This window comes from Micromonospora sp. NPDC049139 (genome assembly GCF_055586845.1).
The window spans coordinates 34,141-60,862 of record NZ_JBVJHK010000006.1 but is presented as its reverse complement, the minus strand read 5'-3'; the positions used below and the strand labels follow the sequence as shown (position 1 = coordinate 60,862).

Sequence of the window (26,722 nt, the reverse complement as noted above, 5' to 3'; positions counted from 1 at the left end):
CTCAGGATGACCCGTCGGTCCGGCCTCGGTCATCTTCTCGGCTGCGCTACCGGGCCCGAACGCGGCAGCGGGGCCGCCCCGAGGGGACGGCCCCGCTGGTCGCGAGCGGAGGTGGGCTCAGCTGAACGAGTCGCCGCAGGCGCAGGAGTTGCCCGCGTTGGGGTTGTCGATCGTGAAGCCCTGGGCGTCGATGCGGTCGGCGAAGTCGATGGTGGCGCCGGCCAGGTAGGGGGCGCTCATCCGGTCGACGACGACCTCGACGCCGTCGAAGTCGGTGACGACGTCACCGTCGAGCGAGCGCTCGTCGAAGAAGAGCTGGTACCGCAGGCCGGAGCAGCCACCCGGCTGCACGGCGACCCGGAGCCGCAGGTCGTCGCGGCCCTCCTGCTCGATCAGGGCCTTGACCTTCTGCGCCGCGACGTCGGTGAGGACGACGGACGTGGGGGCCTTGGCCTCGGTCGACTCGGTCTGCGCTGGCGTGGTCACGTGAAATCTCCCTGCGCGGTTGGGTCCGGACGGACTGGCCAACATCTCACGTCGCCCAGCCATTCCCGGTGTGGTCCAGATCCGATGGTACGCCGCTGCGACCGGCCTCACCCGGCCGCCGTGACGCGGGCCGCCGCAGCCGGCGCGCCGGCGGACCCGACCGGGCGGCGGGCGAGCGGCTCCCGGCCGCGCGGCGCCGTCGGCGAGCGCGCCGGCCAGGTCACGCCCGCGGGCCGGTCAGCGGCTCCACTGCCGGGCCAGCCGGGCGCCGAGCGCCCGCAGCCCCTCGGCCGGGCGCTCCAGCGCGGCGGCCAGCCCGCCGCGCTCCTCGCCCCCGAAGTGCTCCACCAGGCTGTACGCGTCGGTCACCCCGGCCGCGCCCGCCTCCCGCCGGCCGGCGCTCACCTGGCCGGCCAGCACCACGCAGGGCAGGCCCCGGTCCCGGGCGGCGCCGGCCACCCCGGCCACCACCTTGCCGCGCAGCGACTGGTGGTCGAACGAGCCCTCCCCGGTGACCACCAGGTCGACGGCGTCCAGGGCGGCGTCCAGCCCGATCGCCCGGGTGACCAGGCCGATGCCCGACTCGCAGTGCCCGCCCAGCGCCAGGACGGCCGCGCCGAGGCCCCCGGCCGCGCCGCCGCCGGGCAGGGCGCCCAGCCGGTCGGGGCAGCCGGGCAGGTCCCGCTCCAGCACGGCGGCGAAGCGCTCCAGCGCGGCGTCGAGCAGCAGCACGTCCGCCCGGTCGGCGCCCTTCTGCGGGCCGAACACGTTGCTCGCCCCGTGCAGGCCGAGCAGCGGATTGTCCACGTCGGTGGCGGCCACCAGCCGGGCGTCGCGCAGCCGGGGCGCCCCGTCGAGCGCGACCGCGGCGGCCAGCGCCGCGCCGCCGTACGGCAGCGTCCGGCCCCCGTCGTCCAGCGGGGTCACGCCGAGCGCGGTGAGCATCCCCGCGCCGCCGTCGTTGGTGCCGGAGCCGCCCAGGCCGATCACCACCGTGCGGGCGCCGGCCTCCACGGCGGCGGCGACCAGCACCCCCAGGCCGTACGAGGTGGTGGTCTTCGGGTCGCGCTCGCCCGCGTCGAGCAGGTGCAGCCCGCACGCCTGGGCGCTCTCCAGCCAGGCGGTCGTCCCGCCGTCGGTGGTGAGCAGGATCTCACCGGCGACCGGGCGGCCCAGCGGGTCGACGGTCGGCACCGGGGTCCGGCGCCCGCCGAGCGCGTCGCCGAGCACGTCGAGGAAGCCCGGCCCACCGTCGGACAGCGGCCGGACGAGCAGGTCGTCGCCGGGAGCCACCTCGCGCCAGCCGGCGACCACGGCGTCGGCGACCTCCGGGGCCGACAGGGTGCCGGCGAACTTGTCCGGGCAGAGCAGCACGCGCATGCCGAGCAGTGTGGCAGCCCACACCGGTGGAGGCTGCGCTCAGGCCACCCTGTGGGACCATGGGATACGTGACTTCGACCTGGGTGGAACCCTCCAACACCGCAACGGCACTGCTGCTGCTCGGCCGGGGCAGCGACCCCGCCACCGAGCGTGGCGTCGAGTGTCCGGGTGACCTTCCGGCGCCCAGCGACCCGGACCTGGTGGCCCGGGCGGCGGCGGCGAAAGCGAAGCTGGGCAGCAAGGTCTTCGTGCTGGGGCACCACTACCAGCGCGACGAGGTGATCCAGTTCGCCGACGTCACCGGCGACTCGTTCAAGCTGGCCCGCGAGGCGGCGGCCCGCCCCGACGCGGAACACATCGTCTTCTGCGGCGTGCACTTCATGGCCGAGAGCGCCGACATCCTCACCTCGGACGCGCAGAAGGTCGTCCTGCCGGACCTGGCCGCCGGCTGCTCGATGGCGGACATGGCGGTGCTGTCGCAGGTCGAGACGGCCTGGGACGTGCTGACCGACCTGGGCATCGCGGAGCAGACCGTCCCGGTCACGTACATGAACTCCTCGGCGGACATCAAGGGCTTCGTCGGCCGTAACGGCGGCGTGGTCTGCACCTCGTCGAACGCGAAGCGGGCGCTGGACTGGGCGTACCAGCAGGGGTCGAAGGTGCTCTTCCTGCCCGACCAGCACCTGGGCCGCAACACGGCCGTGCTGGAGATGGGCCTCTCGCTGGACGACTGCGTGCTCTACGACCCGCACAAGCCGAACGGCGGGCTCACCCCGGAGCAGCTGCGCGACGCGAAGATGATCCTCTGGCGGGGGCACTGCTCGGTGCACGGCCGGTTCACCCTCGACAGCGTGAACGACGTGCGGGAGCGGGTGCCGGGGGTGAACGTGCTGGTCCACCCGGAGTGCCGGCACGAGGTGGTCACCGCCGCCGACTTCGTCGGCTCGACGGAATACATCATCAAGGCCATCGAGGCGGCCCCGGCCGGCTCGGCGTGGGCGGTCGGCACCGAGCTGAACCTGGTCCGCCGGCTCGCGCTGGCCCACCCCGACAAGCAGATCATGTTCCTGGACAAGGCGGTCTGCTACTGCTCGACCATGAACCGGATCGACCTGCCCCACCTGGTCTGGGCGCTGGAGGAGCTGGTGGCCGGCCGGGTGGTCAACCAGGTCACGGTCGACCCGGACACCGCGCACCACGCCCGGGTGGCGCTGGACCAGATGCTCGCCCTGCCCGGGGCCGACACCCCGCCGCCCGCGGCAAGCTGATCACGCTCGGTAGCACCACTGGTACGTAAATGGGCCCGATCACCGATTAGTGCCCTGAGGGGCGATCTGACCGGGTCCATTTACGTCACGGAGGGCTATGCTGCCGGGGCGACGAATCACGCGGCCGTTTCGACATGACCGCATTCCGGGTAGCGAAGACATCGCGGGCCCACCATCAACACGGCAGCACCGACGCGCTGGAGGTTGCGTTGACCGACGACGTCCTGGTCGTACACGGAGGTACTCCGCTGGAAGGGCGGATCCGCGTGCGCGGCGCGAAGAACCTGGTCTCGAAGGCGATGGTCGCCGCTCTGCTGGGCGACAGCCCGAGCCGGCTGTTCGACGTGCCGAAGATCCGTGACGTCGAGGTGGTCCGGGGCCTGCTCGGCCTGCACGGCGTGAAGGTCACCGACGGCGAGGAGGACGGCGAGCTCGTCTTCGACCCCGCGAACGTGGAGAGCGCGAGCACGGACCAGATCAACGTGCACGCGGGCTCCAGCCGGATCCCGATCCTGTTCTGCGGGCCGCTGCTGCACCGCCTCGGCCACGCCTTCATCCCGGACCTGGGCGGCTGCCACATCGGGCCGCGCCCGATCGACTTCCACCTCCAGGCGCTGCGCGAGTTCGGGGCGACGGTCGAGAAGACCCCGGAGGGCCTGCACCTGTCGGCACCGAACGGGCTGCACGGCACCAAGTTCTCGCTGCCGTACCCGAGCGTCGGGGCGACCGAGCAGGTGCTGCTGACGGCGGTGATGGCCGAGGGGGTCACCGAGCTGCGCAACGCGGCGGTGGAGCCGGAGATCATCGACCTGATCTGCGTCCTGCAGAAGATGGGCGCGATCATCAAGGTGCACACCGACCGGGTGATCGAGATCCAGGGCGTGCCGAGGCTGCACGGCTACACGCACCGGCCGATCCCGGACCGGATCGAGGCGGCGAGCTGGGCCGCGGCGGCGCTGGCGACCCGCGGCCACGTCGAGGTCCTCGGCGCGCAGCAGGCCGACATGATGACGTTCCTGAACATCTTCCGCTCGGTCGGCGGCGAGTACGAGGTCACCGACGCCCGGCCGCCGAAGCTGGGCGACCCCGGCCAGGAGGGCGGCATCCGGTTCTGGCACCCGGGCGGCGAGCTGAGGTCGGTGGCCCTGGAGACCGACGTGCACCCGGGCTTCATGACCGACTGGCAGCAGCCCCTGGTGGTGGCGCTCACCCAGGCCCGGGGCCTGTCCATCGTCCACGAGACGGTCTACGAGCAGCGGCTGGGCTACACCGAGGCGCTGAACTCGATGGGCGCGAACATCCAGGTCTACCGGGACTGCCTGGGCGGCACCCCGTGCCGCTTCGGCCGGCGCAACTTCAAGCACTCCGCGGTGATCGCGGGGCCGAGCAAGCTGCACGCCGCCGACCTGGTCATCCCCGACCTGCGGGCCGGTTTCAGCCACCTGATCGCCGCGCTGGCGGCCGAGGGCACCTCCCGGGTCTACGGCGTCGACCTGATCAACCGGGGCTACGAGGACTTCGAGGCGAAGCTCGCCGACCTCGGCGCGCACGCCGAGCGTCCGTAACGTCGACCACTCCCGACCGCGCCCGGTGCACCGCGATGTGCACCGGGCGCCGTCGTTTGGCTACCCTTTCCGCGTGCCGTCGCTGTTTCGCCGCAAGTCCACCGACCTCGTCGACGAGGCCGTCACCCCGGTGACGCCCGACGAGGAGTCCTCGTCCGCCCAGCCCCGGGGCTACACCCCGAGCAAGAAGGAGCTGGGCAAGGCCACGCCGAAGCGGCCCAGCGCCGGCCGCCGGCCGGCCGCGGCCACCAAGCCGCTGACCAAGGAGGAGGCGCGGGAGCGCCGGCGCCAACTGCGCGCGGAGTCGGCGGCGGAGTTCCGCCGCGAGGGTGGGCCCCGTGACCGCGGCCCCGAGCGGCTGCTGGCCCGCAACGTGGTCGACTCCCGGCGTACGGTCGGCACCTGGTTCTTCGGCGGCGCGCTGATCGTGCTGATCGGTTCCAACGCGGCGATGCCCCCGATCGTCCGCCTGGTCTCCAATCTCCTCTGGGGCGCGCTCGCGCTGGGTGTGGTGGTCGACTCGTTCCTGATCTCCCGCAAGATCCGCAAGCTGGTCCGGGAGCGTTTCCCGAACACCGGGCAGCGGATGGGCTCGCTCTACCTCTACGCCATCATGCGGTCGATCACCTTCCGCCGGATGCGCGCGCCCGAGCCCCGGGTCAACATCGGCGACCCGGTCTGACCCCGCCGCACCGGCGGCGGAGGCGACCGTGTTCGGCGCCTGACGGCCCCTCCCGCACCGCGGCGAGGGGCCGTTCGTCGTCGGTGGACCGGGGTGGGGCCTACGGCACGCCGAGCAGGCGGAGCAGCGCGGTGGTGCCGGCGGCGGCGAGCACCACCAGCACGAACGGCGCCCGCCGCCAGGCCAGCAACACGCCGACCAGCACGCCCAGCGGCCGGGCCCAGCCGGCGAACCGGCCCGCCTCGGTCAGCGCGGCGGTGGCGCCCAGCGCGGCCAGCAGGGCGGCGGCGCCGACCGGCAGCAGCCGCCGGGACCACTCCGGCAGGTCGAGCCGGTCGCGCAGCAGCACCCCGGCGACCCGGAAGCCGTACGTCCCGGCGGCCAGCGCCACGATCACGGCGATCAGCACGACCCCTCCCCAGTTTGGCCGACCGGCACGGACCCGCCCCGCGGCGGCGTCCTCTCCCCCGCACGCACCGGCTTCCCCACCCCGCCCGGCGGTTCGGCGGCGGTTCCCGCGACCGTTCCGCCACCCGCGACCGGCGCGTTCGGCGTCCGGCTGCCGCCCGCGACCGGCGCATTCGGCGTCCGGCTGCCGCCCGCGACCGGCGCGTTCGGTGTGTGGCTGCCGCCCGCGACCGGCGCGTTCGGTGTGTGGCTGCCGCCTTTCGCGGCCCGCCGACCACGGCGTACGGCGGCGACGGCCAGCACGGCCGGGCCAGCGAGCGCCAGCAGCACCGGCAGCCCGGCCGGCAGCAGCGGGGTGGCCAGCACCGCCAGCACCGCGCCGGCCAGCGCCACCCGCCGGGTGTCGCGGTCGCGCAGCGCCGGCAGCAACAGCGCGATCAGGCCGGCCGGGAACGCGGCGTCCAAGCCGAACGCGGCGGGGTCGCCGACCACGCCGCCGGCGAGCACCCCGAGCACGGTCCCCACGTTCCAGGCCAGGAAGAGCAGGGTGCCGGCGAGCCAGAACGCCCGCCGGCGCGCGCCCCCGGCGGGGCGGGCCAGCGCGAAGGCGGTCGCCTCGTCGGTCATCAGGTGGCTACCGAGCAGCCGACGCCACAGCGGGCGGCCGATGCTGTCGGCGAGCGCCAGCCCGAACGGCAGGTGCCGGGCGTTGAGCAGCAGGCCGGCGAGGACCGCCGCGAGCGGACTCCCGGTGGCCACCAGCCCGACCGCCATGAACTGCGCGCCGCCGGCGTAGACCAGCACGGACATGACGACGGCCGCCCAGCCCGGCAGGCCGGCGGCCACCGCCACCGCGCCGAACGAGGCACCGACCGCGACCATCGCCGCCCCGATGGCGGCGACGTCGCGGACTGCCGCGCCCTCGACCGTTCGCTGTACCGTACGCATGGTCCATCATGATGAACGCGCCACACCTGTTCGTCAAACCGAACAAACGGAACATTGGAGCGAACGATGTCCGCCGAACCGACTCCACCGCTGGCCACCATCGCCGTCGCGCTCCGCCGCGAGCGCGAACGCGTCGGCATCTCGCTCACCGAGCTGGCCCGCCGGGCCGGCATCGCCAAGTCCACCCTGTCCCAGTTGGAGTCCGGGGTCGGCAACCCCAGCGTGGAGACCCTCTGGGCGCTCGGGGTGGCGCTCGGCGTGCCGTTCAGCCGGCTGGTCGAGCCGCCGGCGGCCACCGTCCGGGTCGTACGCGCCGGCGACGGCCCCCGGATCCGCTCCGAGCACGCCGACCTCACCGCGACGCTGCTCGCCGCCGGCACCGCCCACATCCGCCGGGACGTCTACCTGCTCGAGCTGGAGCCCGGGACGGTACGCACCGCCGAGTCGCACACCCCCCGCAGCGTCGAACACATCGTGGTGGGCGCCGGGCGGCTGCGCGTCGGGCCGGAGGGCGACCTCGTGGAGCTCGGCCCGGGCGACTACGCGACCTTCCCCGGCGACGCGCCGCACCGCTACGAGGCGCTGGCCCCCGGCACCTTCGCCGTCCTGGTGATGGAACACCCCTGACCGTCCGGTCCGGCCTCGCCTCCCGCGGCAGGAGCGGGCGCGGGCTCCCCGGAGTCGGGCCCAGCTCGCCCGGCGGCAGGCTCCACTCGCGCGGAGGGGCTCAGCCACCCCGGTAGAGCCGGGCCACCACGTCCTCGATGTCCGGCTCGACGATCGAGACGTCCCGCAGTGAGCCCAGGGCGGCCAGGGCGGCCACCACCTCGGCCACGCCCGCCGACTCCAGCGCGAAGGCCAGCCGGTGCCCGTCGGCCTCCACCCGGTGCAGCGGCGCGCCGGGCAGCGCCGGCGGCTCGGGCAGCGGGGCCTCCAGGTCGGCGACGAGCAGCCGACGGGAGCCGTACCGCTCGTGCAACGCGGCGATCGACCCGTCGTGCACCACCCGACCGTGGTCGACCACCACCAGGCGACGGCAGAGCCGCTCGATGTCGGCCAGGTCGTGGGTGGTGAGCACCAACGTGGTGTCCCCGGCCCGGCCCAGCTCGCCGAGGAAGCCACGGACCGCCTGCTTGCTCACCACGTCCAGGCCGATCGTCGGCTCGTCGAGGAAGAGCACCTCGGGGCCGTGCAGCAGGGCGGCCGTCAGCTCGCCGCGCATCCGCTGCCCCAGGGACAGTTGCCGGACCGGGGTGTCCAGGAAGGCGTCCAGGTCGAGCAGGCTCCGACAGCGGCGCAGCCGGGCGGCGTGCGCGGCGGCCGGCACCCGGTAGACGTGCCGCAACAGTGCGAACGACTCCCGCAGCGGCAGGTCCCACCAGAGCTGCGAGCGCTGGCCGAAGACGACGCCGATGCGCAGCGCGAGCCGGGTGCGCTGGGCGACCGGGCGCAGGCCGCAGACGCGCACCTCGCCGGCGGAGGGCGTCAGCACCCCGGTGAGCATCTTGAGCGTGGTGGACTTGCCCGCGCCGTTGGGCCCGATGTAGCCGAGCGTCTCGCCCCGGGGGACCCGCAGGTCGACCCCGTCCACGGCGGTGACCCGGCGCTTCTCCCGGCGCAGCCGGCCGGCCCGCACCCGGACCGTGAACTCCTTGCGCAGCCCGTCGACCACGATGACGTCCTCGCTCACGACCCCGTACTCCGGTAGTGGCGCACGCCGGTGCGCCAGGCCGCCGCAGCCCCGGCGGCGGCGACCAGCGCGACGGCCGGCGCGGCCCAGCCGACCCAGCCCGGCAGGCCGAGCGGGTCGGCGCGGCCGAGCAGCGCCAGCGCCGGGTGGTAGCTGACGAAGGCGAAGCCCAGACCGTACGCGAACACGGCGCGGAACCAGCCGCCGAACACGGTGACCGGGTACGAGGTGAAGTCCCGGCCGCCGTAGGTGACCGAGTTGGCCAGCTCGCCCGAGTCGACCCACCAGAAGGAGACGGTGGCGGTGGCGACGAAGACCGCCCCGAAGAAGACCACGCCGGCCAGCGGGGCGACGACCACCAGCAGCGCCCGCGCCGGGGTCCACTGGACGCCGGCCGAGCCGACCGCGACGACCAGTACGGCGAGCCCGAAGACCGCCCGGGACACCTTGCGCAGCGGCAGGTCCATGAGCAGCAGCTGCGGCAGCGCGCCGAGCGGGCGGACCAGCACGGCGTCGAACAGCCCTGTGCGCACGTAGCGGGGCAGCCGCTCGATGTTGCCCACCAGCAGATCGGCGGTGGCGAACGCGCAGGTCGAGAGGCCGACGATCACCAGCGTCTCGCGGAGCGTGAAGCCGCCCAGCTCCCGCGTGACGCCGAAGATCACCAGCACGGTCAGCACGTCGAAGACGGTGGACCCGACGTTGCCGAGCACGTCGACCACGAACGACGTCCGGTACGCCGTCTGCGACCGCGCCTGCGCCCCCAGCAGCGCCCGGTACGCGGCCAGCGCCCCGCCGCCGCGGCGCCGGGCGGCCGACGCCACCGCCCCGTCAGCCACCCTGCACCACCAGGCGGCGTTCCGCGCGGCGCTGCACGAGCCGGCAGGCGGCCAGGACCAGCACCGCCCAGGCGAGCTGGAGGCCGACCAGCCCGACCTGGGTGCCGGTCGGGTCCCGCTCGACGAGCACGTCGAGCGGGGTCTGGAGCAGGCTCGGGAAGGGGGTGCCCAGCCAGAGGACGTGCTGGAGCCACTCCGGCAGGAAGCGCAGCGGGAAGTAGAGCCCGGCGAGCACCCCCGAGGCGAGGGTCCAGAGGATCATCGGCCCCCGGACGTCCTGCAACCAGTACGCGGTCGCGTTGACCAGGAACCGGCAGCCGAAGCAGAGCACCACGGCGGCGACGGCGGAGAGCACGAAGAGTGGCAGGGTGGACAGGCGTCGGGGCACGTACACCTCGAAGAAGAGCGGCCCGACCAGCACCGGCGGGAGCAGCCGGACCAGGGCGGCGTGGCCGGCGCGGCCCAGGTCGGTGGCAAGGTGGCTGGTCACCGGGTGCACCGGCCGGAGCAGGTCGCTGGCGACGTCGCCGGTGCGGATCCGGTCCGCCAGGTCCGTCCACCCCCAGAGCAGGACCACGGCGAGCAGGCCCTGACCCACCCAGACGAAACTGGCGAGCTGGGTGCGGTCGTACCCGGCCACCGTGCCGGCGGCACCGGCCGCGGCGAGGAGGACGTAGCAGCGCAGGAAGCCGAAGACCGTGTTGGTGACGACGCCCGCCACGGTCGCCTGCCGATACGTGGCGTAACGCCGGAAGCCTGATCCGGTTATAGCACCAAATGTCCGGAACCATAGGATAACGTTTGGGGCGGTGGGCGGTGCCACAGTGGCGGTGAGCGAGCCCACGCCGCTACCCTCCTTCCGCAGCCACGCCATGCCGGGACGGGCGACTCTACCGGCACGTGGGGCGCCCAGCGCGACAATTTGCAACGAGGTGACATCGCCGTGAGCGAGCGGACGCGAGCCGGCCACCGGGGCGCCGCCGTGAGCGAGCGGACGCGAGCCGGCCACCCCGACGCGCCCGTTCACCGACGGCGCGCTACGGCCGTTCCGCTCACCCGCCGTGGCGACAGGTCCCCCGGATGAGCCGCTACGCCGACCGGTGGCACGACACCGGCGAACCGTCCTGGATGGTCGAGCCGACCACCGAGTGGCACCCGCAGTTCCCGGGCCAGCGCTACCCCGGCGACATCGGCATCCAGCACGCCCCGCCCACGCCCCGGGGCCGGGCGACCGCCGTCGGCCGCGCCGAGGTGCCCCCGCTCGCACCGACCCGGCCCGACGGGACCTACCTCGGCCGGTCCTGGGACGACGACCCCGACGGCTGGACCGGTCGACAGGAAGGGTGGAACGGCCGGCAGGAAGGCTGGAGCGGCCCGCTTGGCGGCCCCGACGGGCGGCGGCGCGACGACGAGCCGTACCGCCGGCCGCACGCGGAGCCGACCTGGCCGGACGACCGGCAGCCGCCGCACCGGCAGGAGCCGCCGCACCGCAACGCCCGGGACGGCTTCGACGGCCCCGGCCGCTCCGGCGCGGGCCGGCCGGTCGACTCCCCCCGGCCGCGCGACCACGCCGGCCACGACCGCTACGACGCCCGCCCGCCACGGCACGAGCCGGCCGGACGGGACCGCCCCGTCTCGCCCGCCGGCCGCCCGGAGCCGGGCTGGCTGCCCGAGCCGGGCGAGGACCCGCGCCGGTCGCCGGCGTACCAGCGGCCGGACCCGGGCTACGACCGCCGGCCGGAGCCAGGTCACGACCGCCGGCCGGGCCCGGGCCACGACCGCCGGCCGGAACCCGGCCACGACGACCGGAGCGAGCGCGGCCACGACGACCGGACACAGCGCGACCACGACGGCCGCTCCGAGCGCGGTCACGATCCGCGGGTCGGAGCAGGGCACGACCGCCGGCCGGAGACCGACGACGACCGCCGCACGGGCGAGGGGGCCCGCCGGCCCCGGTACGAGTGGGGTGCCCCCACCGAGCACCGCCCCTCGGACGCGTCGCGGGACCGTTCCTCGGACGGGAGGCGGGACGGTTCCTCGGACGAGCGGCGGGGGCGCGTCGGGGACGGGCCGTGGGAGCACGCCGCGTCGGGGCAGTGGGAACGGCGCTCCGACGGGCGGGAGGAACGCGCCCCGGGCGGACGGGGCCGCGAGCCGGGCGTACCCGACGACGGGTGGCAGCGCCCCGACCGGGCCGCGAGCGGGCAGCCGTACCGTGCCGGGGAACGGCGCCAGCCGGAGCCGGACGAACGGTGGCAGGCACGCGAGGCGGCGGCGCGCGCTGAGGCGTACCCGGATCGGCGTCCGCGCGAGGCCGCCCGGCCCGAGGCGTACCGGGAGCACGACGCGTACCGGGAGCCGCGTAGGCACCCGCAGCAGGACGGCTTGCCCTGGCCGTCGTCCGGCCCGGCGCAGCCCGGTTTCGACCGGGACACGCGCCACACCGCACCGCACCCGGAACACCGGCGGTCGGCCGAGCCGGCCGACCGTCCCCACCACCACGGGGGCCCGCACGAGGTTGCCGCACCACCGGCCCAGCCCCGGTACGACGAACCACGCCCGTACCCGCCGTCGCGGGGTCCCGCTGGCGGCGACCGCCCGGTGTCCGGCGCGCCGGTCTCCGGCGTGTCGGTCTCGGTACCGCCGATCTCCGGCCCGCCGATCTCGGTGCCGCCTGCCGCCGGCCCGCCCGCCCCGGTACCGCCCGGCTCCGGCCCTCGGGGCTTCCTGACCCCGCGTAACGAGGTTGCGGTCCCTGGCCGGCCGGTCTCCCCCGCGCCGTCCCGCGACGTGCCGCCCACGGACCGAACCGGCCCGGTCGCACCGTCCCGCGACCTGCCCGTGTCGCCCGCTGGTCCCGCCCCGCGCCCGACCCCCGCTGCGGGTCCCCCCGCCGGCCCGCCGTCACCGGCCGGGCCGGCCGCCGCCCGGGCGACGGCGGCAGCCCCGGTGTCGCCGGCAGCCCCGGTCAGGGGTGACGCGGTACCGCCAGCAGGCCCGGCCGCCGGCCGCCCGGTGTCGCCCGCAGCCCCCGTGCCGTCGGCAGGCCCGGTGTCGCCAGCAGGCCCGGTGTCGCCAGCAGGCCCGGTCAACAGCCGACCGGTGTCGCCAGCCGGTTCGGTCCGGGGTGACGCGGTTGCGCCGGCAAGTCCGGGCGCCGGCCGCCCGGTGTCACCCGCATCTCCGGTCCCGAGCCGGCCGGTGTCGCCGGGAGGTCCGACCACCAGCCGACCGATCTCCCCGGCAGGCCCGACCGCCGGCCGACCGGTGTCGCCGGGGGGTCCGACCAGCGAGCCACCGGCTGCTGGTTCTCAGCCCCCGCTGCCCTCCGCCGAGGAGCAGTTCCAGGCGGCCGGCCACGTGCCGCGACCTGCTCCCGCGGACGACGTCACGCCGGTCCCGGCGCCGCCCGCCGCCCGACTGCGGCTGGAGTTCCTGCCGGCACCGAGGGTCACGTCCAGCACCGGATCCTCCGGCCCGGCCCCGGCACACCCCGAGCCGGTCCCGCCGACCCACCCGTACGGGCCCACACCGCAGCAGGGCCTCGGTGCCGAACCTCGCGGCGCCGAGCCCGTGATCGGACCACCGGCCACCACGCCGCCGACCGACCGTCCGGCGAGCGTCCAGCCGGCCGGTCCGCGCCCCGCTCCCGAGGACAGGGGTGCGGCGACCACCCCAGCGGTACCGTCGGAGACGCCAGCGGCCACGATGCCGCTCACAGCGGGCATGCCCAGGGTGTACGTTCCGCCGGCACCGGCGGCCCCGGCCCGGCCCCAGCCGGCCGCGCCGAGCGGCGCGGACGCCTGGTTCCGGCCCTCCAAGCCCATGACGCCTTCCGCAGAGACGGACGACGCTCGTCCCGCGGAGGCGGACAGCCCCCGCCCCGCTGCCCCGGCCGACGCGTCCCCGAGCGCTGTGTCGACACCCCCGGCGGCGACCCCGAAACCCGTCCAGGACGACCTCCTATCGCCCGAGCCCACCCACGACCGCCTCGACAGGGCGGCTGGGACCGATCCGGTGACACCCGCACCGGCCTCGCCGGGGACCTCGTCGACGGCCGCCTCGTCGGTTACCTCGCCCGTGTCTTCGCCGCCTGCCTCCGGTCCCCCTGCCGGACCGGTATCCGGGCCGCCCAGGGCACCCGCCCCGACGACCCCTGCGGCGGGCGACCCGGTTCCCCCGAGTCACTCGGCCGCCACACGATCGGAGCCGACGGAGCTCCACCTCGCCTCCGCACCGGCACGCCCTGTCTCCGGACCACCTGTCCCCCGCCCTGTCTCCATGCCCCCTGCCCCGCACGTGTCGGCATCACCCGCCGGGCCAGAGTCGGCACCCCCGGTCCCGTCGGAGTCGGCACCGCCCGCCCGGTCAGAGGCGACACCGCCCGCCCGGTCAGAGGCGACACCGCCCGCCCGGTCAGAGGCGCTGCCCGCAGTGCCGCCGGAATCGGCACCACCAACCCGGACGGAGGCCGTGCCCCCGGCCCCGCCGGAGTCGACACCGCCAGCCCAGACGGAGTCAGCACCCCCGGCCCCGCCGGAGTCGACACCGCCAGCCCAGACGGAGTCAGTACCCCCGGCCCCGCCGCAATCGACACCGCCAGCCGCGTCGGATCCGGTGCCAAGGGAGCACGCCGCTCCTGCCTTAGTCACGCTTGACGGTCCTCAGACCGGCCAGTCCAGGCCCGAGGACCTGGCACAGACCGTAACGGCGCCTGCCCCGGGCGCTTCTGCCCCGCCGCCCGCAACGGCCGCTGCGCCCCTGCGCACCCCTGGCACCGACGCCGCGACCACGGCTGGACCCACCGGTGGAACACCATGGCTGTCACCGAGGGGTTTTGACACCCATGGCGTTCCACTCGACGCGACCGATCCGCGCTCAGCGTCCGCGCACGCAGACCCGGCAGTGCGGGCAACCGCACCGCTGAGCGGCGCAACCGGAACGGTTCCCCCCGCGCGACCGGTCGACGCATCCCCGAGCGACTTCGTCCCTGGACCGGCGACTGTGAGCAGCGCACCCGACGCCGTTCCATCGGCGGCGGCGCCGGCCCCGGCCACGCCGGTTTCCGGACCGCCTGCCCAGCCCGTGTCCGCACCCCCGGCGGGCCCCGCTGCCTCACCCACGGCGCGGCCCGTGTCCGCGCCGCCCGTTGCGACCCCGGCACAGGCCGCACCCGTACCGCCCGTTGCGACCCCGGCACAGGCCGCACCCGTACCGCCCGTTGCGACCCCGGCACAGGCCGCACCCGTACCGCCCGTCACGGGTGCGGCGGCCGGGGGTGTCTTGCCGGCTCCGGCGCCCTTCCCCGCCCTGTCGGTGGACGGGCCCTTGCCCGCCCCACCCGAAGGGCACACCCCGGTGCCCGAAGACCGTCCGGAGGACGGTCCCGCGCCCGGTGCCGCGCCGGCCCGCGCACCAGTCACCGCGCCGCTGGCACAGGCCCTGCCCACTCCGCCCGTCGCGCCCGTGTCGGCCCCGCCGACCCGGCCCTCCGCCGCAACCACCGACAGCACGCCGTCGATGCCGGCTCAGCCGGTCACCACGCCACCCTCCGAAAAGCCGGCAGTGCCACCCGGCGTCCCCGACGTCGCGCCGGGACAGGGGGTGCCCACGCCGCCAGCACCGCCTGTCGACGCGCGGCCGGCGTCGCCCCTCACCATGTCACCGGCGCAACCACCATTCGCGCTGCCCGTCTCCGAGGCAGCCGCGCCGCCTGTCTCCGCGCCGCCGGCGCAACCAGTGCCAACAGCGCCCACACCGCCGGCGCGACCGGTGCCAGCGTCACCCGCGCCGCCCGTTGCCGAGCCGCTGACTCCTTCCGCCACCGGGCCGGTACCGCCCGTTCCGGCAGCGCCGGCACAAGCGGGACCGCTGGCACCGGCCGTCACCGCGCCGGCACCGCCCGTCCCAGCACCGCCCGTCTCGGCACCGCCCGTCCCAGCACCGCCCGTCTCGGCACCGCCCGTCTCGGCACCGCCCGTCCCAGCACCGCCCGTCTCGACACCGCCCGTCCCAGCACCGCCCGTCCCAGCACCGCCCGCCCCAGCACCGCCCGCCCCGGCACCGCCCATCTCGGCGCCGCCAGGGCGGCCGGCGCCAGCGCCGCCCGTCTCGGCGCAGCCGGCGTCCGCAGCGTCCGCGCCGGCCGTGTCGACGCCGGTCGGGCAGGGCCCGTCGTCTACCGGCGAACGGCGCGAGCCGCACGCCCCGGAGCAGCGCGGCCAGGAGCAGCACACCCCGGAGCAGCGCGGCCCCGAGCAGCACACCCCCGAGCAGCACGGCCCAGGGCAGCACGGCCCAGGGCAGCGCGGCCCGGAATCGCGGGACGTCGACCGGACGAGTGCCGCGCAGGGCGACCCGGAGCAGGTGCTGGCGGCCTACCGCTGGCGGCTCGACCCGGAGACCCTGCGCGAGGTGGTGGAGGTGCCGGAGGAGTTCCGGACGATCCGCCGACGTCTCACCGAGAAGCTGGGCGCCGCCGTGGACAACCGGTCGCGCGCCCGGCTGCTGAGCCTGCGGGCGGTGGTCTCGCGGCTGCTCGGCGAACTGGACGACGCGCTCGCCGACGGTCGGCTCGCACTCACGTACGCGGAGGCGACCGGGGAGTTGCGGCGCACGGCGGTCGCGCAGGCACGACTGGCGCACGTGCTGCGCTGGCGCGGCGAGTTCGTGGAGGCCGACCGGCTCTTCGCCGAGGCCAACTCGACGGAGCTGCCCGACCGGCTGCGCGCGGCGCTGCACGAGCACGCGGGGCGGTCGTGCTACGACCAGGGCCGGTTGATGGAGGCGTGCCACCACTTCGAGCGGGCCCTCGACCTGCGCGGCGACGGGGACGCCGAACTCCAGGCACGGATCCGGCTCAGCCTGGACTCGGTGGCGCAGCGGGTGGCGGAGACGGGCTTCGGGCCGTACCCCCGGAGTCGGGACGAGGTGCTGGAGCGTGACCGGCCCCCGGTGCCGGCGCGCGACGGCGACCTGTGGGGTTTCGCCGACCCGGACGGCGACATGGCCGTCGCGGCCGAGTACGCCGAGGCGCAGGCGTTCCGCGAGGGGCTGGCCTGGGTGCGGCGGCCGGAGACGGAGCGGTGGTCGCTGGTCGACCTCGCCGGCGCCACCGTGCTCGGGCCGTCCTACCCGGTGGTCCGTCCGTTCAGCGACGGGCTGGCCTGGGTGTCGGACGGCGCCTCCGGGTGGGTGGCGATCGACGCCGGCGGCGAGGTGGTCGTGGCGCACGGCTTCGCGGACGTACGCCCGTTCCACCGCGGCGTGGCGGTGGTCCGCCGGGAGGGCTGGGGGGCGGTCGACCGCAACGGCCGCATCGTGGTGCCCACCCGGTACCACGGGTTCGCCACTGTGCTGGCCGACGGCCGGTACGTCGACGGTTTCACCGACGAGGGGCTGGCCGTGGTGGACGTGGCCGGCCGGCGGGGCGTGGTGGACCGCACCGGGAAGGTGCTGGTCCCGCCCGCCCATCCGGCGCTGGTCATCCACCCCGTCGCGTTCCTGGTCGACGACGGCACCGGGCACTGGGGTGCGCTCGACCGGCGGGGCGAGCCGCTGATCGAGCCGGTGCACCGCGACCGCGACGAGGTCGTCGCCGAGATCGAGCGGCTGCTCGTCGACACCCACCCGGTGCTCTGAGCCGCGTCCCCGGCCGGTCATGATCGGCAGGAGTAGGGTCGTGAGCATGGAATTCCGTCACCTGGGCCGTTCCGGCCTGATGGTCAGCGAGATCTCGTACGGCAACTGGATCACCCACGGCTCGCAGGTCGAGGAGGACGCGGCGTTCGCCTGCGTCCGGGCCGCCCTGGACGCCGGCATCACCACTTTCGACACGGCCGACGTGTACGCGGCCACCCGCGCCGAGGACGTGCTGGGCCGCGCGCTGGAGAACGAGCGGCGCGAGGGCCTGGAGATCTTCACGAAGGTGTTCTGGCCCACGGGGCCGGGCCGCAACGACCGGGGCCTGTCCCGCAAGCACATCATGGAGTCGATCGACGGCTCGCTGCGCCGGCTCCGCACCGACTACGTGGACCTCTACCAGGCCCACCGGTACGACTACAGCACCCCGCTGGAGGAGACGATGGAGGCCTTCGCCGACGTCGTGCACTCCGGCAAGGCGCTCTACATCGGCGTCTCGGAGTGGAAGGCGTCGCAGATCCGCGAGGCCCACCAGCTCGCCCGGGAGCTGCGCATCCCGCTGGTCTCCAACCAGCCGCAGTACTCGATGCTCTGGCGGGTCATCGAGTCCGAGGTCGTCCCCACCAGCGAGGAGCTGGGCGTCGGGCAGATCGTCTGGTCGCCGATGGCGCAGGGCGTGCTCTCCGGCAAGTACCTGCCGGGTCAGCCGCCGCCGGCCGGCTCCCGCGCGACCGACGAGAAGTCGGGCGCGGGCTTCATCGCCAGGTTCCTGGCCGACGGCGTGCTGACGCGGGTGCAGCGGCTCAAGCCGCTGGCCGAGCAGGCGGGCCTGAGCATGGCGCAGCTCGCCGTCGCCTGGGTGCTGCAGAACCCGAACGTGTCCTCGGCGATCATCGGCGCGTCCCGCCCCGAGCAGGTGCAGGACAACGTCAAGGCCGCCGGCGTGCGACTCGACGCCGATCTACTCAAGGCGATCGACGAGATCATCGACCCGATCGTCGAGCGCGACCCGGCCCGGACCGAGTCCCCCGCCGAGCGTCCGTGACACCCCCGGCCCGGCCGGCCCCCACGAAGGGGACCGGCCGGGCCGGGCAGCGCCGGGCCGACGAACGGGCCGGGCCGGGCGACGACGGGCCGGGTGCGACCCGCCGGTCAGCTCTGCCAGAAGCGGATCAGGTCCAGGCCGAGCGCGTAGAGCCACGGCGGCAGGCCGAGGACGTCGCCCACGGCGAAGACCGCCCCGAAGAACCAGCCGCTGATCCGCGGGTTCCACAGCAGCGCGAACAGCAGGATGAAGCCGAACGGGGCGAACAGGTCGTACATCTTGCGCCACTGCGCGTTCAGCCACGGCTGGATCATGTTGCCGCCGTCGAGGCCGGGCACCGGGAGCAGGTTGAGCACGCTCGCGGTGAGCTGGAGGAACGCCAGCAGCGCCACGCCCGCCCAGAACTCGACCGGCCCGCCGCCGGCCGCGCCGAGGCGTACGGCGGCCACCAGGACCAGCGTGAACAGCACGTTGGTGGCCGGGCCCGCGAGGCTGACCAGCGTGTGCCGCAGCCGCCCGGGGATGGCGTGCCGGTCCACCCAGACCGCCCCGCCGGGCAGGCCGATGCCGCCGAGCAGCACCACCAGCACCGGCAGCCCGATCGACAGCAGCGGGTGGCTGTACTTCAGCGGGTTCAGCGTCAGGTAGCCCCGGTGGGCCACGCTGCGGTCGCCGGCCCGGAACGCGACGATCGCGTGGGCGTACTCGTGCAGGCAGAGCGACACCAACCAGCCGGACACGACGAAGAGGAACACGTCGAGCCGCACGTTGCCGAACCCGTTCCAGGTCAGCACGCCGCTCGTGGCGAAGAGCGCGACCAGGGCGAGGAAGACCGGGCTGGGCCGGAACGCCGCCCGGGGCACGCCGAGCACCAGCGGCTCGCCCCCCGGGCGGTCGCCGGCCATCACTCCGCCGGGGGCAGCAGGCTCATCCGGTATTCCACCCGGTCGTCCTCGACGAGCGCGACCGAGGTGACGCCGGACGCCGCGAGCTCGCGCCAGGTCTGGCCGATCCAGGACTCGGCGTCCGCCTGGCTGCCGAACGACTCCGCCGGCCCCTCGACCGACTCGCCGTTCGTGCCCTCGTACCGCCAGCTCCACGCCATGCCGCGTCTCCCCTCGCCGCTGATGTCCCGTGGGACGAACCCCCGCCAGCGTAGTCGGCCGCGCCCGTACGGGCGCGACGCTCGGCGGCCGGGGCTCCGACGGGCTGATCAACCGGGGGCGACGGGCCGGTACCGTGGCCCGGTGCTGACTCAAGGAGTGGTGCTCAGCGAGCGGTACCGGCTGGGCGAACGGGTGGCGACCGGCGGCATGGGCGCGGTCTGGCGGTGCACCGACATCATGCTGGAGCGCGAGGTCGCGGTGAAGGTGCTGCTGCCGGCGCTGACCGCCGATCCCGAGTTCACCGCCCGGTTCCGGGCCGAGGCCCGGATGCTGGCGGCGCTGCGTCACCCGGGTGTGGTCGCCGTGCACGACGTCGGCCGGTCCACCCTCGCCGACGGCAGCCAGGCCGACTACCTGGTGATGGAGTACGTCGACGGCCAGCCGCTGAGCTCCTGGCTGCGGCGGGCGGGGCGGCTCGACCCGGCGTCCACGATGTCGGTGGTGGGGCAGGCCGCCGCGGCGCTGCACACGGCCCATCTCGCCGGCATCGTGCACCGGGACGTGAAGCCCGGCAACCTGCTGGTGAAGTCCGACGGCCGGGTGGTGCTGGTGGACTTCGGCATCGCCCGCTCGGGCACCACGGCGGGCATCACCGCCGCCAACGTGATGCTCGGCACCGCCTCGTACATGTCCCCCGAGCAGGCCGCGAACCAGCCGGTCTCCCCGGCGACGGACATCTACGCGCTCGGCGCGGTGGCGTACGTCTGCCTGGCGGGGCAGCCGCCGTTCGACGGCGACAACCCGCTCCAGGTGGCGCTGCGCCACGTCCAGGAGGAGCCGCCGCCGCTGCCGCCCGGCACCCCGCCGCCGGTGGTCGCGCTGGTGGAGCGGGCGATGGCCAAGCGCCCCGCCGACCGGTACCCGGACGCGGCGGCGCTCGCCGACGCGGCGGCCGAGGCGCGGGACGCGACGCTGGCCGTCGTCCCGGCCTCCGCCCGCCCGCCGTGGGCCGTCGCCGGGCCGGCCCCCGCCCCGCTCGCGTCCCTGGCCGGCGGGGGCACCGACCCGGGCGGCAGCTCTCTGCCCGGCGCGGGAACCGGTCCAGGCGGCAGGTCCCTCGCCGGCGCGGGAACCGGCCCGGGCGTCAGCTTCCAGCCCGGCGCCGGGCCGGGTGGCCTCGCCGCGCCCGCGCCGTCCGCCGCCGGGGCCGACGCGGGCCGCATGCTCCCCATCGACCCGTTCGGCGCGCTGCCGCCCGCTCCAGCCGGGCACCGGCCGGTCGCGCCGGCTGCGGAGGCGGCCCCGTTCGGGCGCCCGGGTCATCCGGCGGCCGAAAGCGACACGTGGGGCGGGCTGCCGCCGACCCGGGAGGACCCGGTCGAGGCGCGGCCGTCGCGACGGCGCCGGGGGGCGCTGGTCGGCGCGGCGGCCACCGTGTTCGTGGTGCTGGCCGGGGTGGTGGGGGCGACAACCCTCTTCTCGGGCGGAGACCCGGCCGGCGGGGACACGCCTACGGCGCTGACCGGCAGGTCCGTGGCGGCGGGGACTTCGGAGCCGGAGGGCGGCGACGGCACGGGGCAGCTCCAGGTCGACCCGTCGTCGGGCGTCACCCGGTCGGCGGCCCCGTCGTCCGGGGCGCCCTCGTCGACGCCCGGCCGCTCCTCGGCCCCCACGACCGGTGGCGAGCCGACCGTCACCTCGTCGGGGCGGCCCAGCTCCGCCCCGACGACCAGCCAGCCGGCGAAGCCGAACCCGTACACGCCGGTCGAGGCGTGCGGCAGCGGGTACAAGGTGATCGACTCGGCCGCGCTGACCGCCTCGGGCGTCCGCAAGGGCCGGGTCTACCTGCTCTACCACGCGGGCACCGGCACCAACTGTGTGGTGACGATGAAGGAGTCGGCGGTGGGCACGGCCACGTCCGCCTCGGCGTGGCTGGAGGTGCAGGGGCGGGCACGCAGCACCGACAGCGGGTCATTCTCCTACTACGCCGGGCCGGTGCGGGCGAAGGCCGCCGGGGTCTGCGTGAAGTGGGGCGGGTCGACCGGCGGGGCCAGCTACGGCAGCGGCTTCGAGCACTGCGACTGAGCGGAGCCCGCGGCGCCTCACCCGCCGTGGGCGGGCCTGCGGCGGCTGACCGCACCCGCCCGCCCACCGCCGGCCGGACCCGCCAGCCGCCGCCGGACCCGCCGGCTGGGCCGCTGGCCGCCCGCCCGCTGGGACCGCCGGCTCCTCGTACCTCCGGGGGCCACGCCCCGGGGGCTGGCTCTAAAGTACGGGCATGTCGGTTGACGGGTGGAACACGGTCCTGGTGCTCGGCGGCATCCGGTCCGGGAAGTCGGAGTTCGCCGAGTCCCTGGTCGCCGAGGCGCCGACGGTCCGCTACGTGGCCACCGCCGCCGACGCGCCCGCCGACGACGCGGAGTGGGCGGCCCGGCTGGCGGCGCACCGCGCCCGTCGACCGGAGAGCTGGACCACCGAGGAGACCGCGGACGACCCGCGCCGCCTGGCGGACGTGATCGCCTCCGCCGGCCCGAACGAGACGCTGCTCGTCGACGACCTCGGCGGCTGGGTGACGGTGCTGCTCGATCCGGCCCACCAACCGGCCGACGACACCGCCACCGTCGCCGAACTGGCGGCGGCGGTGCGCGGCTGCGCGGCCCGGCTGGTGCTGGTCAGCCCCGAGGTCGGGCTCTCGCTGGTGCCGACCACCCCGCTCGGCCGGGCGTTCACCGACGCGCTCGGCGCGGCCAACCGGGCGGTCGCCGACGCCTGCGACGCGGTCGTGCTGGTGGTCGCGGGGCAGGCGGCCTGGCTGAAGCCCGGCGCCCCGCAGCCGGGCGTCGTGCCGGCCCAGGCCGGCCCGGCCCCGCTCACCGCGACGGGTGTGCCGGCCGCCACCGGCGCGACGACTGAGCCGGCCGCCGCCACGACCGCCACCGGCGCGGCCGGCGGGCCGGTGGGCGCCGCGGAACGCGCCGCGGGCGGGCCCGCCCCCGCGTCGGCCGAGCCCGACGGCGCCGCCTGGGCCGCACCGACCATGGCGTTGCCGGTGGTCGCCACCGGCCTGGTCATCCAGCCCGGGATGGAACTGCCCATGCCCGACGAGTACGCCGGCCCGCAGGCGATCGAGCGGCTCGCCACGCTGGACGTGCCCGGGGCGGGGCTGGGCGCCCTGGAGCGGGTGGTCGGGTTCGCCGCCGCCACCCAGGGCACCGCCACGCCGGCCCCGTGGGGCTCGGTACGGGTGCTGCTGCTGCACGGCGACCACCTCGGCGGCGCCGCCGCCGGCAGCGTGGACGGCGAGTCGGCGCGCCGGGCCCGGCAGGCCCGCGCCGGCAGGGGGGTGCTGGCCCGGTTGGCCGCCGAGAGCGGTGCCGACGTCCAGGTCGTGGAGACCCCTGTCTCGGCACCGATGGAGGACGAGCCGGCGCTGACCGGCGAGCAGGTCGAGGCGGCCCTGCGGGACGGCTGGCGGCTCGCCGAGGAGGCCGCCGACGCGGGCGTACACCTGCTGGTGCTGGGGGCGTGCGGTGCCGGCACCGAGGCCGCCGCGGCGGCGGTGCTGGCCGCGACGGCCGGCGCCGAGACGCCCGCGGTGCTCGGCCGCGTGGTCATCGCCTCCGGCGAGATCGACGACGCGGCCTGGATGCGGCGGTGCGCCGCCGTGCGGGACGCGCTGCACCGGACCCGGCGCTCGCCGCGCGGCGCCAAGGACGTGCTGGCCGAACTGGGCGGCGGGGACGTCGCCGTGGCCACCGGCGTCCTGCTCGGCGCGACCGCCCGCCGGCTGCCGGTCATGCTCGACGGGCCGGTCGGCGTGGCCGCCGCCATGGTCAGCCGTGACCTGGCCGGGCAGGCCCGGCACTGGTGCCTGCTGGCCGACCACCGCGGGGATCCCGCCGTCCGGCTCGCCGCCGACGTGCTGGGCCTGACCCCGCTGCTCGACGTGCACCTCGACCTCGGCGAGGGCGCCAACGCGCTGGCCGCGCTGCCGCTGCTGCGATCGGTGCTGGCGCTGGCCGCGGCGCTGCCGGCCCGCCCGTCGCCCGGCGGCGGCGGGGAGGACGGCGACGACGACGGCGAGCGGGAGCCCGGTGTCGACACCGACGAGCCCGACTTCCGCGAGCCGGAGCCGGCTGGCCCCGGGCCGACCAGCACGGAACCGGAGACGGAGCCGGTGGACCCGTCCGGCCGGCGTGCCGGCTGAGTCGCGGCTCGCCGACGGGGCGCGGCTGGCGCTGACCACCTTCACCACCCTGCCGGTGCGCGCCGGGCGCATCGACCGGCCGGCGGCGGGGACGGCAATGGCGCTCGCCCCGGCGGTCGGCGCGCTGCTCGGCGCCGTCCTGGCCGCGATCCTGCTGCTCCCGGGCGCGCTCGCGCCCCCGCTGGTCGCGGCGGCCGTGACCGTCGGCGCCGGCGCGCTGCTCACCCGCGGACTGCACCTGGACGGGCTGGCCGACACCGTGGACGCCCTGGGGTCGTACCGGCGGGGGGCGGCCGCGCTGGAGATCATGAAGAAGCCGGACGTGGGCCCGTTCGGGGTGGTCGCGCTGGTGGTCGTACTCCTGGTGCAGACGGCGGCCCTCGCGGAGCTGGCCGGCCGGTCGTGGCCGGCGGCGCTCGCGGCGGTGGTGGCGGCGACCGCCGCGGGCCGGCTCGGGGTGGCGGTGGCCTGCCGGCGCGGGGTGCCGGCGGCCCGCCCGGAGGGGCTCGGCGCGCTGGTCGCCGGCACCGTCGGGCCCGTCGCGCTGGTAGGCGGGACGGTCGCCGTCGCGCTGCCGGCCCTCGCGGCCGTGCCGGGCCGCCCGTGGCAGGGGCCGCTCGCCGTCGCCGCCGCCCTCGCCGTCGCGGTGGGGCTGCTGCGGCACGTGGTACGCCGACTCGGCGGCGTCACGGGCGACGTGCTCGGCGCGACCGTGGAGGTGGTCACCACGCTGGTCTACCTGGGACTGGTGCTGTCCGGCTGAACGGGGCACGCCGCGGCGGGTAGCGTTCTCCCACGACAGCACCGGCGCGGCCATCCGGGGGACGACATGCTCATCACGGACGACTTCCTGCCCGTACCGGTCCCGGAGTCGCTGAGCGCGACCTATCTGGTGCCCATGACGGGGCTGCCGAAGGTGAGCACGAAGACGGCCGTGCAGCGGCTCAGCGGCCGGCTGGCCGAGCCGGTGCACGGGCTGGCCCGGCAGATGCTGGACAGCCCGCTGATGACCGTGGACACCCGCCCGATCGGCGAGTTCCCCGCGCTGCCGCCGGACCTGCTCACCGCGTTCGGCGCCACGGAGGCGCAGCTGGCCCGGCTGGCCGCCGCGAGCCACCTGGTGGTGGTGCAGGCCGAGTACCGGCCCGGCTGGCCGCCGGCCCACGAGTGGGCGGCGCGGGCGGTGGCCGCGGCCGTCGCCGAGACCGTTGACGGCGACGTGGTGGACGTCTTCGGCCTGCAGTTCCTCGACCCGGCGACGGCGTTGCGCTCGCTCCCCGACGAGCAGGGGCGCATCCGGCTGGTCGACTGGGTGCTGGTGCCCTACTCCTCGGACGCCGAGGGCCTCTGGTTCACCACGAAGGGGCTGCGTCGCTTCGGGCTGCTGGAGTTGCAGACCCAGGGCGTGCCGGACCACCTGACCCGGGCGTGGGGCGCGGTGATGACCGGCGCGGCACGGCGGCTGCTGCGGGACTGGACCGACGGGCTCTCCGGCGAGGAGGTGCCCGCGTTCGTGCAGCTGCCGGTGCTGGCCACCGTGACGGGGCACGACATCGCGGTGGCGTACGGCAATCCGGAGCAGCACGGGGCGACGGCGCCGGTGCTGCTGCGGCTGGAGCTGGACCCGGCCACCGATCCGGACGCCGACTCGTTCCTCAGCCTGCGTCCGCCGGCCGGGCACCCGGGGCCGGACGGCCGCTACTTCGCCGCCGCCTGCGCGACCCTCTTCGCCGGCATCCAGCCGGACGTGCGCTACGCCCGCCCGGGCGACGCGATGAGCAGGGCGATCGCCACCGCGCGCGCCGGGCTGGGCGACATCCGGGCCCGGTTCCTCGCCGGCCGGCTCCCGCCGGAGACGCAGCTCGTGGTGAAGTACGGGCTGCCGGGCGACGACGGCCCGGAGTACGTCTGGGCCGGGGTCACGTCGTGGGAAGCGCCGGAACGGATCGTCGGCGCGAGCGCCAGCGACGCCAACACCGACCCCACCGTGCGCATCGGCTCCCCTGTCGTGGTGGAGGCGGCGGACGTGGTCGACTGGGCGGTGCTCGACGGCACCGGCGTCATCGAGGGCGGCTGGACCCAGGCCGTCCTGGACGCCGGCGAACGCCCCCCGCCCCCGGTCTGACCACGCCAGCCACCCAGCCACCCCCGTTCCCAGCCAACCCCGTTGATCATGAAGTTATTGCCGGGACACGCCGATCCGGACGGCTACAACTTCATGATCAACGGGTCGTGGTCACTTCACCGAAGGGGTGACGAACGGGGGGCGGGTGACGCGCATCTGGGCGCGGCGGCCGCGGATGTCGACCTCGACCAGGTCGCCGTCGGCGAGGTTTGCGGCGGTGTCCAGCAGCGCCAGGGCGATGCCCTGCTTCTTTGTCGGGGAGAACGTGCCGCTGGTGACCGCGCCGACCTGCCCGTCGCCGACGAACACCGCCATGCCGGGGCGCGGGATCGCCCGGTCGACGGCCGCCAGGCCGCGCAGCGTACGCCTCGGGCCGGCGGCCTTCTCGGCGAGCAGCGCGTCGCGACCCCAGAAGGCCGCCTTGTCCCAGCCGACCGCCCAGCCGGAGCGGGCCTGCACCGGGGTGATCTCCAGCGACAGGTCCTGCCCGTGCAGCGGGTACCCCATCTCGGTGCGCAGGGTGTCCCGGGCGGCCAGCCCGCAGGCGCGCAGCTCGAAGGGCTCCCCGGCGGCGAAGAGCGCGTCCCAGACCGCGACGGCGTGCTCCGCCGGCACCACCAGCTCGAAGCCCAGCTCGCCGGTGTAGCCGGTGCGGCACACGGTCAGCTCGACCGGCCCGGACGCCACGTCCAGGGTCGCGGTGGAGAAGCTCATGTAGCCGTGGTCGGTCGGCAGACCCAGCGCGCCGAGCAGCTCCGCCGAGCGCGGCCCCTGCACGGCGAGGACGGCGTACGCCTCGTGCTCGTCGGTGACCGTGACCGACGCGGGCACGGCGGCGCGGAGCCGGCGCACCACCTCGGCGGTGTTCGCCGCGTTCGGGATGAGGAAGACGTGGTCGTCGGCGTGCAGGTAGGCGATGATGTCGTCCACCACGCCGCCGGTGGCGTCGTCGCAGCACAGCGTGTACTGCGCCTGGCCCGGCCCGATGCGGCGGAGGTCGTTGCTCAGGCAGGCGTTGACGAACTCCGCCGCGCCCGGCCCGGTCACCCGCGCCTTGCCGAGGTGGGAGACGTCGAAGACGCCGACTCCGGTCCGCACCGCGGTGTGCTCCTTGAGCACGCCGCCTCCGGCGTACTCCAGCGGCATCTCCCAGCCGCCGAACGGGGCGAACTTCGCGCCCGCAGCGGTGTGCCGCTCGTGCAGGGGGGAACGGCGCAGCCGGGTCGCGGCGGCGTCGGAGGTCACGTCGGTCATGGGTGGGAACTTACCGGGGCCTGAACGGCTGGTTAGCATCGGCGGGACCCGCCGGAGCCGTCGGCGGGACAGCCCCGA

General features: G+C 76.0%; 20 protein-coding genes. 10 read left to right on the top strand and 10 right to left on the bottom strand.

All coding sequences use genetic code 11. The features are described from left to right. Positions 1-117: 117 nt before the first annotated feature. Both erpA and ACZ6Q9_RS13525 read right to left on the bottom strand, forming a co-directional pair. Positions 118-486, bottom strand: a complete 369-nt coding sequence (gene erpA / locus ACZ6Q9_RS13530; RefSeq protein ID WP_091104634.1) for an iron-sulfur cluster insertion protein ErpA — start codon at positions 484-486, stop codon at positions 118-120. Between the two features lie 237 nt (positions 487-723). Then, positions 724-1,866: a glycerate kinase gene (locus tag ACZ6Q9_RS13525; RefSeq protein ID WP_396827594.1), complete on the bottom strand. Its 1,143-nt coding sequence runs from the start codon at positions 1,864-1,866 to the stop codon at positions 724-726. 68 nt (positions 1,867-1,934) lie between these two features. On the opposite strand from ACZ6Q9_RS13525, the gene nadA reads away from it, so the two are divergent. From nadA to ACZ6Q9_RS13510, 3 genes are all read left to right on the top strand, one after another. Further along, the gene (gene nadA, locus ACZ6Q9_RS13520) at positions 1,935-3,134 is read left to right on the top strand and encodes a quinolinate synthase NadA (protein ID WP_396827596.1); all 1,200 of its coding nucleotides are present in this window, start codon (positions 1,935-1,937) and stop codon (positions 3,132-3,134) included. Between the two features lie 209 nt (positions 3,135-3,343). After that, positions 3,344-4,699: a UDP-N-acetylglucosamine 1-carboxyvinyltransferase gene (gene murA / locus ACZ6Q9_RS13515; protein ID WP_393262927.1), complete on the top strand. Its 1,356-nt coding sequence runs from the start codon at positions 3,344-3,346 to the stop codon at positions 4,697-4,699. 73 nt (positions 4,700-4,772) lie between these two features. Continuing rightward, the gene (locus ACZ6Q9_RS13510; protein ID WP_396827516.1) at positions 4,773-5,381 is read left to right on the top strand and encodes a DUF3043 domain-containing protein; all 609 of its coding nucleotides are present in this window, start codon (positions 4,773-4,775) and stop codon (positions 5,379-5,381) included. 100 nt (positions 5,382-5,481) lie between these two features. Here the strand turns inward: ACZ6Q9_RS13510 and ACZ6Q9_RS13505 are convergent, their stop codons facing one another. Further along, positions 5,482-5,790 (bottom strand): AzlD domain-containing protein, encoded by a 309-nt coding sequence (locus tag ACZ6Q9_RS13505; protein ID WP_350707921.1) that lies wholly within the window; start codon positions 5,788-5,790, stop codon positions 5,482-5,484. Next, complete coding sequence (locus tag ACZ6Q9_RS13500) at positions 5,784-6,737, bottom strand: AzlC family ABC transporter permease (protein WP_396827518.1); 954 nt, start codon at positions 6,735-6,737, stop codon at positions 5,784-5,786. The genes ACZ6Q9_RS13505 and ACZ6Q9_RS13500 overlap by 7 nt, the downstream gene beginning before the upstream one ends. Positions 6,738-6,803: 66 nt before the next feature. Here ACZ6Q9_RS13500 and ACZ6Q9_RS13495 point away from each other — a divergent pair, with 66 nt between their 5' ends. Further along, positions 6,804-7,364 (top strand): helix-turn-helix domain-containing protein, encoded by a 561-nt coding sequence (locus ACZ6Q9_RS13495; RefSeq protein WP_393262933.1) that lies wholly within the window; start codon positions 6,804-6,806, stop codon positions 7,362-7,364. Positions 7,365-7,464: 100 nt separating this feature from the next. Here ACZ6Q9_RS13495 and ACZ6Q9_RS13490 read toward each other — a convergent pair whose 3' ends face one another. From ACZ6Q9_RS13490 to ACZ6Q9_RS13480, 3 genes are read right to left on the bottom strand one after another with little or no spacing between them, the layout of a single operon-like run. Beyond that, positions 7,465-8,427 (bottom strand): ATP-binding cassette domain-containing protein, encoded by a 963-nt coding sequence (locus ACZ6Q9_RS13490; RefSeq protein WP_396827521.1) that lies wholly within the window; start codon positions 8,425-8,427, stop codon positions 7,465-7,467. Beyond that, on the bottom strand, positions 8,424-9,266 hold the full coding sequence (locus tag ACZ6Q9_RS13485) for an ABC transporter permease (RefSeq protein ID WP_393262937.1): 843 nt from the start codon (positions 9,264-9,266) through the stop codon (positions 8,424-8,426). The genes ACZ6Q9_RS13490 and ACZ6Q9_RS13485 overlap by 4 nt, the downstream gene beginning before the upstream one ends. Continuing rightward, positions 9,259-10,110 (bottom strand): ABC transporter permease, encoded by an 852-nt coding sequence (locus ACZ6Q9_RS13480; protein ID WP_393454509.1) that lies wholly within the window; start codon positions 10,108-10,110, stop codon positions 9,259-9,261. The genes ACZ6Q9_RS13485 and ACZ6Q9_RS13480 overlap by 8 nt, the downstream gene beginning before the upstream one ends. Before the next feature lie 4,814 nt (positions 10,111-14,924). Between ACZ6Q9_RS13480 and ACZ6Q9_RS13475 the strand changes: the two genes are divergently transcribed. Beyond that, entirely contained in the window at positions 14,925-16,907 is a 1,983-nt protein-coding gene (locus tag ACZ6Q9_RS13475) for a WG repeat-containing protein (RefSeq protein ID WP_466021404.1), read from the top strand. A 46-nt stretch (positions 16,908-16,953) separates the two neighbouring features. Next, the gene (locus ACZ6Q9_RS13470) at positions 16,954-17,952 is read left to right on the top strand and encodes an aldo/keto reductase family protein (protein WP_396827527.1); all 999 of its coding nucleotides are present in this window, start codon (positions 16,954-16,956) and stop codon (positions 17,950-17,952) included. A 107-nt stretch (positions 17,953-18,059) separates the two neighbouring features. On the opposite strand, the gene ACZ6Q9_RS13465 is transcribed toward ACZ6Q9_RS13470, so the two are convergent. Then, positions 18,060-18,857: a site-2 protease family protein gene (locus ACZ6Q9_RS13465; RefSeq protein ID WP_396827529.1), complete on the bottom strand. Its 798-nt coding sequence runs from the start codon at positions 18,855-18,857 to the stop codon at positions 18,060-18,062. After that, the gene (locus ACZ6Q9_RS13460) at positions 18,857-19,057 is read right to left on the bottom strand and encodes a hypothetical protein (RefSeq protein ID WP_350707905.1); all 201 of its coding nucleotides are present in this window, start codon (positions 19,055-19,057) and stop codon (positions 18,857-18,859) included. The genes ACZ6Q9_RS13465 and ACZ6Q9_RS13460 overlap by 1 nt, the downstream gene beginning before the upstream one ends. Before the next feature lie 142 nt (positions 19,058-19,199). Here ACZ6Q9_RS13460 and ACZ6Q9_RS13455 point away from each other — a divergent pair, with 142 nt between their 5' ends. From ACZ6Q9_RS13455 to ACZ6Q9_RS13440, 4 genes are all read left to right on the top strand, one after another. Beyond that, positions 19,200-21,143 carry a protein kinase domain-containing protein gene (locus ACZ6Q9_RS13455; RefSeq protein WP_396827531.1) on the top strand — a complete coding sequence of 648 codons (1,944 nt, stop codon included), beginning with the start codon at positions 19,200-19,202 and terminating at the stop codon, positions 21,141-21,143. Between the two features lie 193 nt (positions 21,144-21,336). Next, positions 21,337-23,265 carry a bifunctional adenosylcobinamide kinase/adenosylcobinamide-phosphate guanylyltransferase gene (locus tag ACZ6Q9_RS13450; RefSeq protein ID WP_393454503.1) on the top strand — a complete coding sequence of 643 codons (1,929 nt, stop codon included), beginning with the start codon at positions 21,337-21,339 and terminating at the stop codon, positions 23,263-23,265. Then, positions 23,255-24,028 carry an adenosylcobinamide-GDP ribazoletransferase gene (gene cobS, locus ACZ6Q9_RS13445; RefSeq protein WP_393262955.1) on the top strand — a complete coding sequence of 258 codons (774 nt, stop codon included), beginning with the start codon at positions 23,255-23,257 and terminating at the stop codon, positions 24,026-24,028. The genes ACZ6Q9_RS13450 and cobS overlap by 11 nt, the downstream gene beginning before the upstream one ends. 66 nt (positions 24,029-24,094) lie before the next feature. Continuing rightward, on the top strand, positions 24,095-25,390 hold the full coding sequence (locus ACZ6Q9_RS13440; protein WP_393262956.1) for a DUF2314 domain-containing protein: 1,296 nt from the start codon (positions 24,095-24,097) through the stop codon (positions 25,388-25,390). Positions 25,391-25,501: 111 nt separating this feature from the next. On the opposite strand, the gene gcvT is transcribed toward ACZ6Q9_RS13440, so the two are convergent. Next, the gene (gene gcvT / locus ACZ6Q9_RS13435) at positions 25,502-26,644 is read right to left on the bottom strand and encodes a glycine cleavage system aminomethyltransferase GcvT (RefSeq protein WP_393454500.1); all 1,143 of its coding nucleotides are present in this window, start codon (positions 26,642-26,644) and stop codon (positions 25,502-25,504) included. Positions 26,645-26,722 lie beyond the last annotated feature (78 nt).

Excerpts from the sequence above, each read along its gene's own strand:
- ACZ6Q9_RS13525 (WP_396827594.1), bottom strand. The coding sequence starts at position 1,866 with ATGCGCGTGCTGCTCTGCCCGGACAAGTTCGCCGGCACCCTGTCGGCC.
- ACZ6Q9_RS13500 (WP_396827518.1), bottom strand. The coding sequence starts at position 6,737 with ATGCGTACGGTACAGCGAACGGTCGAGGGCGCGGCAGTCCGCGACGTC.
- ACZ6Q9_RS13495 (WP_393262933.1), top strand. The coding sequence starts at position 6,804 with ATGTCCGCCGAACCGACTCCACCGCTGGCCACCATCGCCGTCGCGCTC.
- ACZ6Q9_RS13475 (WP_466021404.1), top strand. The coding sequence starts at position 14,925 with ATGTCACCGGCGCAACCACCATTCGCGCTGCCCGTCTCCGAGGCAGCC.
- ACZ6Q9_RS13470 (WP_396827527.1), top strand. The coding sequence starts at position 16,954 with ATGGAATTCCGTCACCTGGGCCGTTCCGGCCTGATGGTCAGCGAGATC.
- ACZ6Q9_RS13465 (WP_396827529.1), bottom strand. The coding sequence starts at position 18,857 with ATGGCCGGCGACCGCCCGGGGGGCGAGCCGCTGGTGCTCGGCGTGCCC.
- ACZ6Q9_RS13460 (WP_350707905.1), bottom strand. The coding sequence starts at position 19,057 with ATGGCGTGGAGCTGGCGGTACGAGGGCACGAACGGCGAGTCGGTCGAG.
- ACZ6Q9_RS13450 (WP_393454503.1), top strand. The coding sequence starts at position 21,337 with ATGTCGGTTGACGGGTGGAACACGGTCCTGGTGCTCGGCGGCATCCGG.
- ACZ6Q9_RS13440 (WP_393262956.1), top strand. The coding sequence starts at position 24,095 with ATGCTCATCACGGACGACTTCCTGCCCGTACCGGTCCCGGAGTCGCTG.
- gcvT (WP_393454500.1), bottom strand. The coding sequence starts at position 26,644 with ATGACCGACGTGACCTCCGACGCCGCCGCGACCCGGCTGCGCCGTTCC.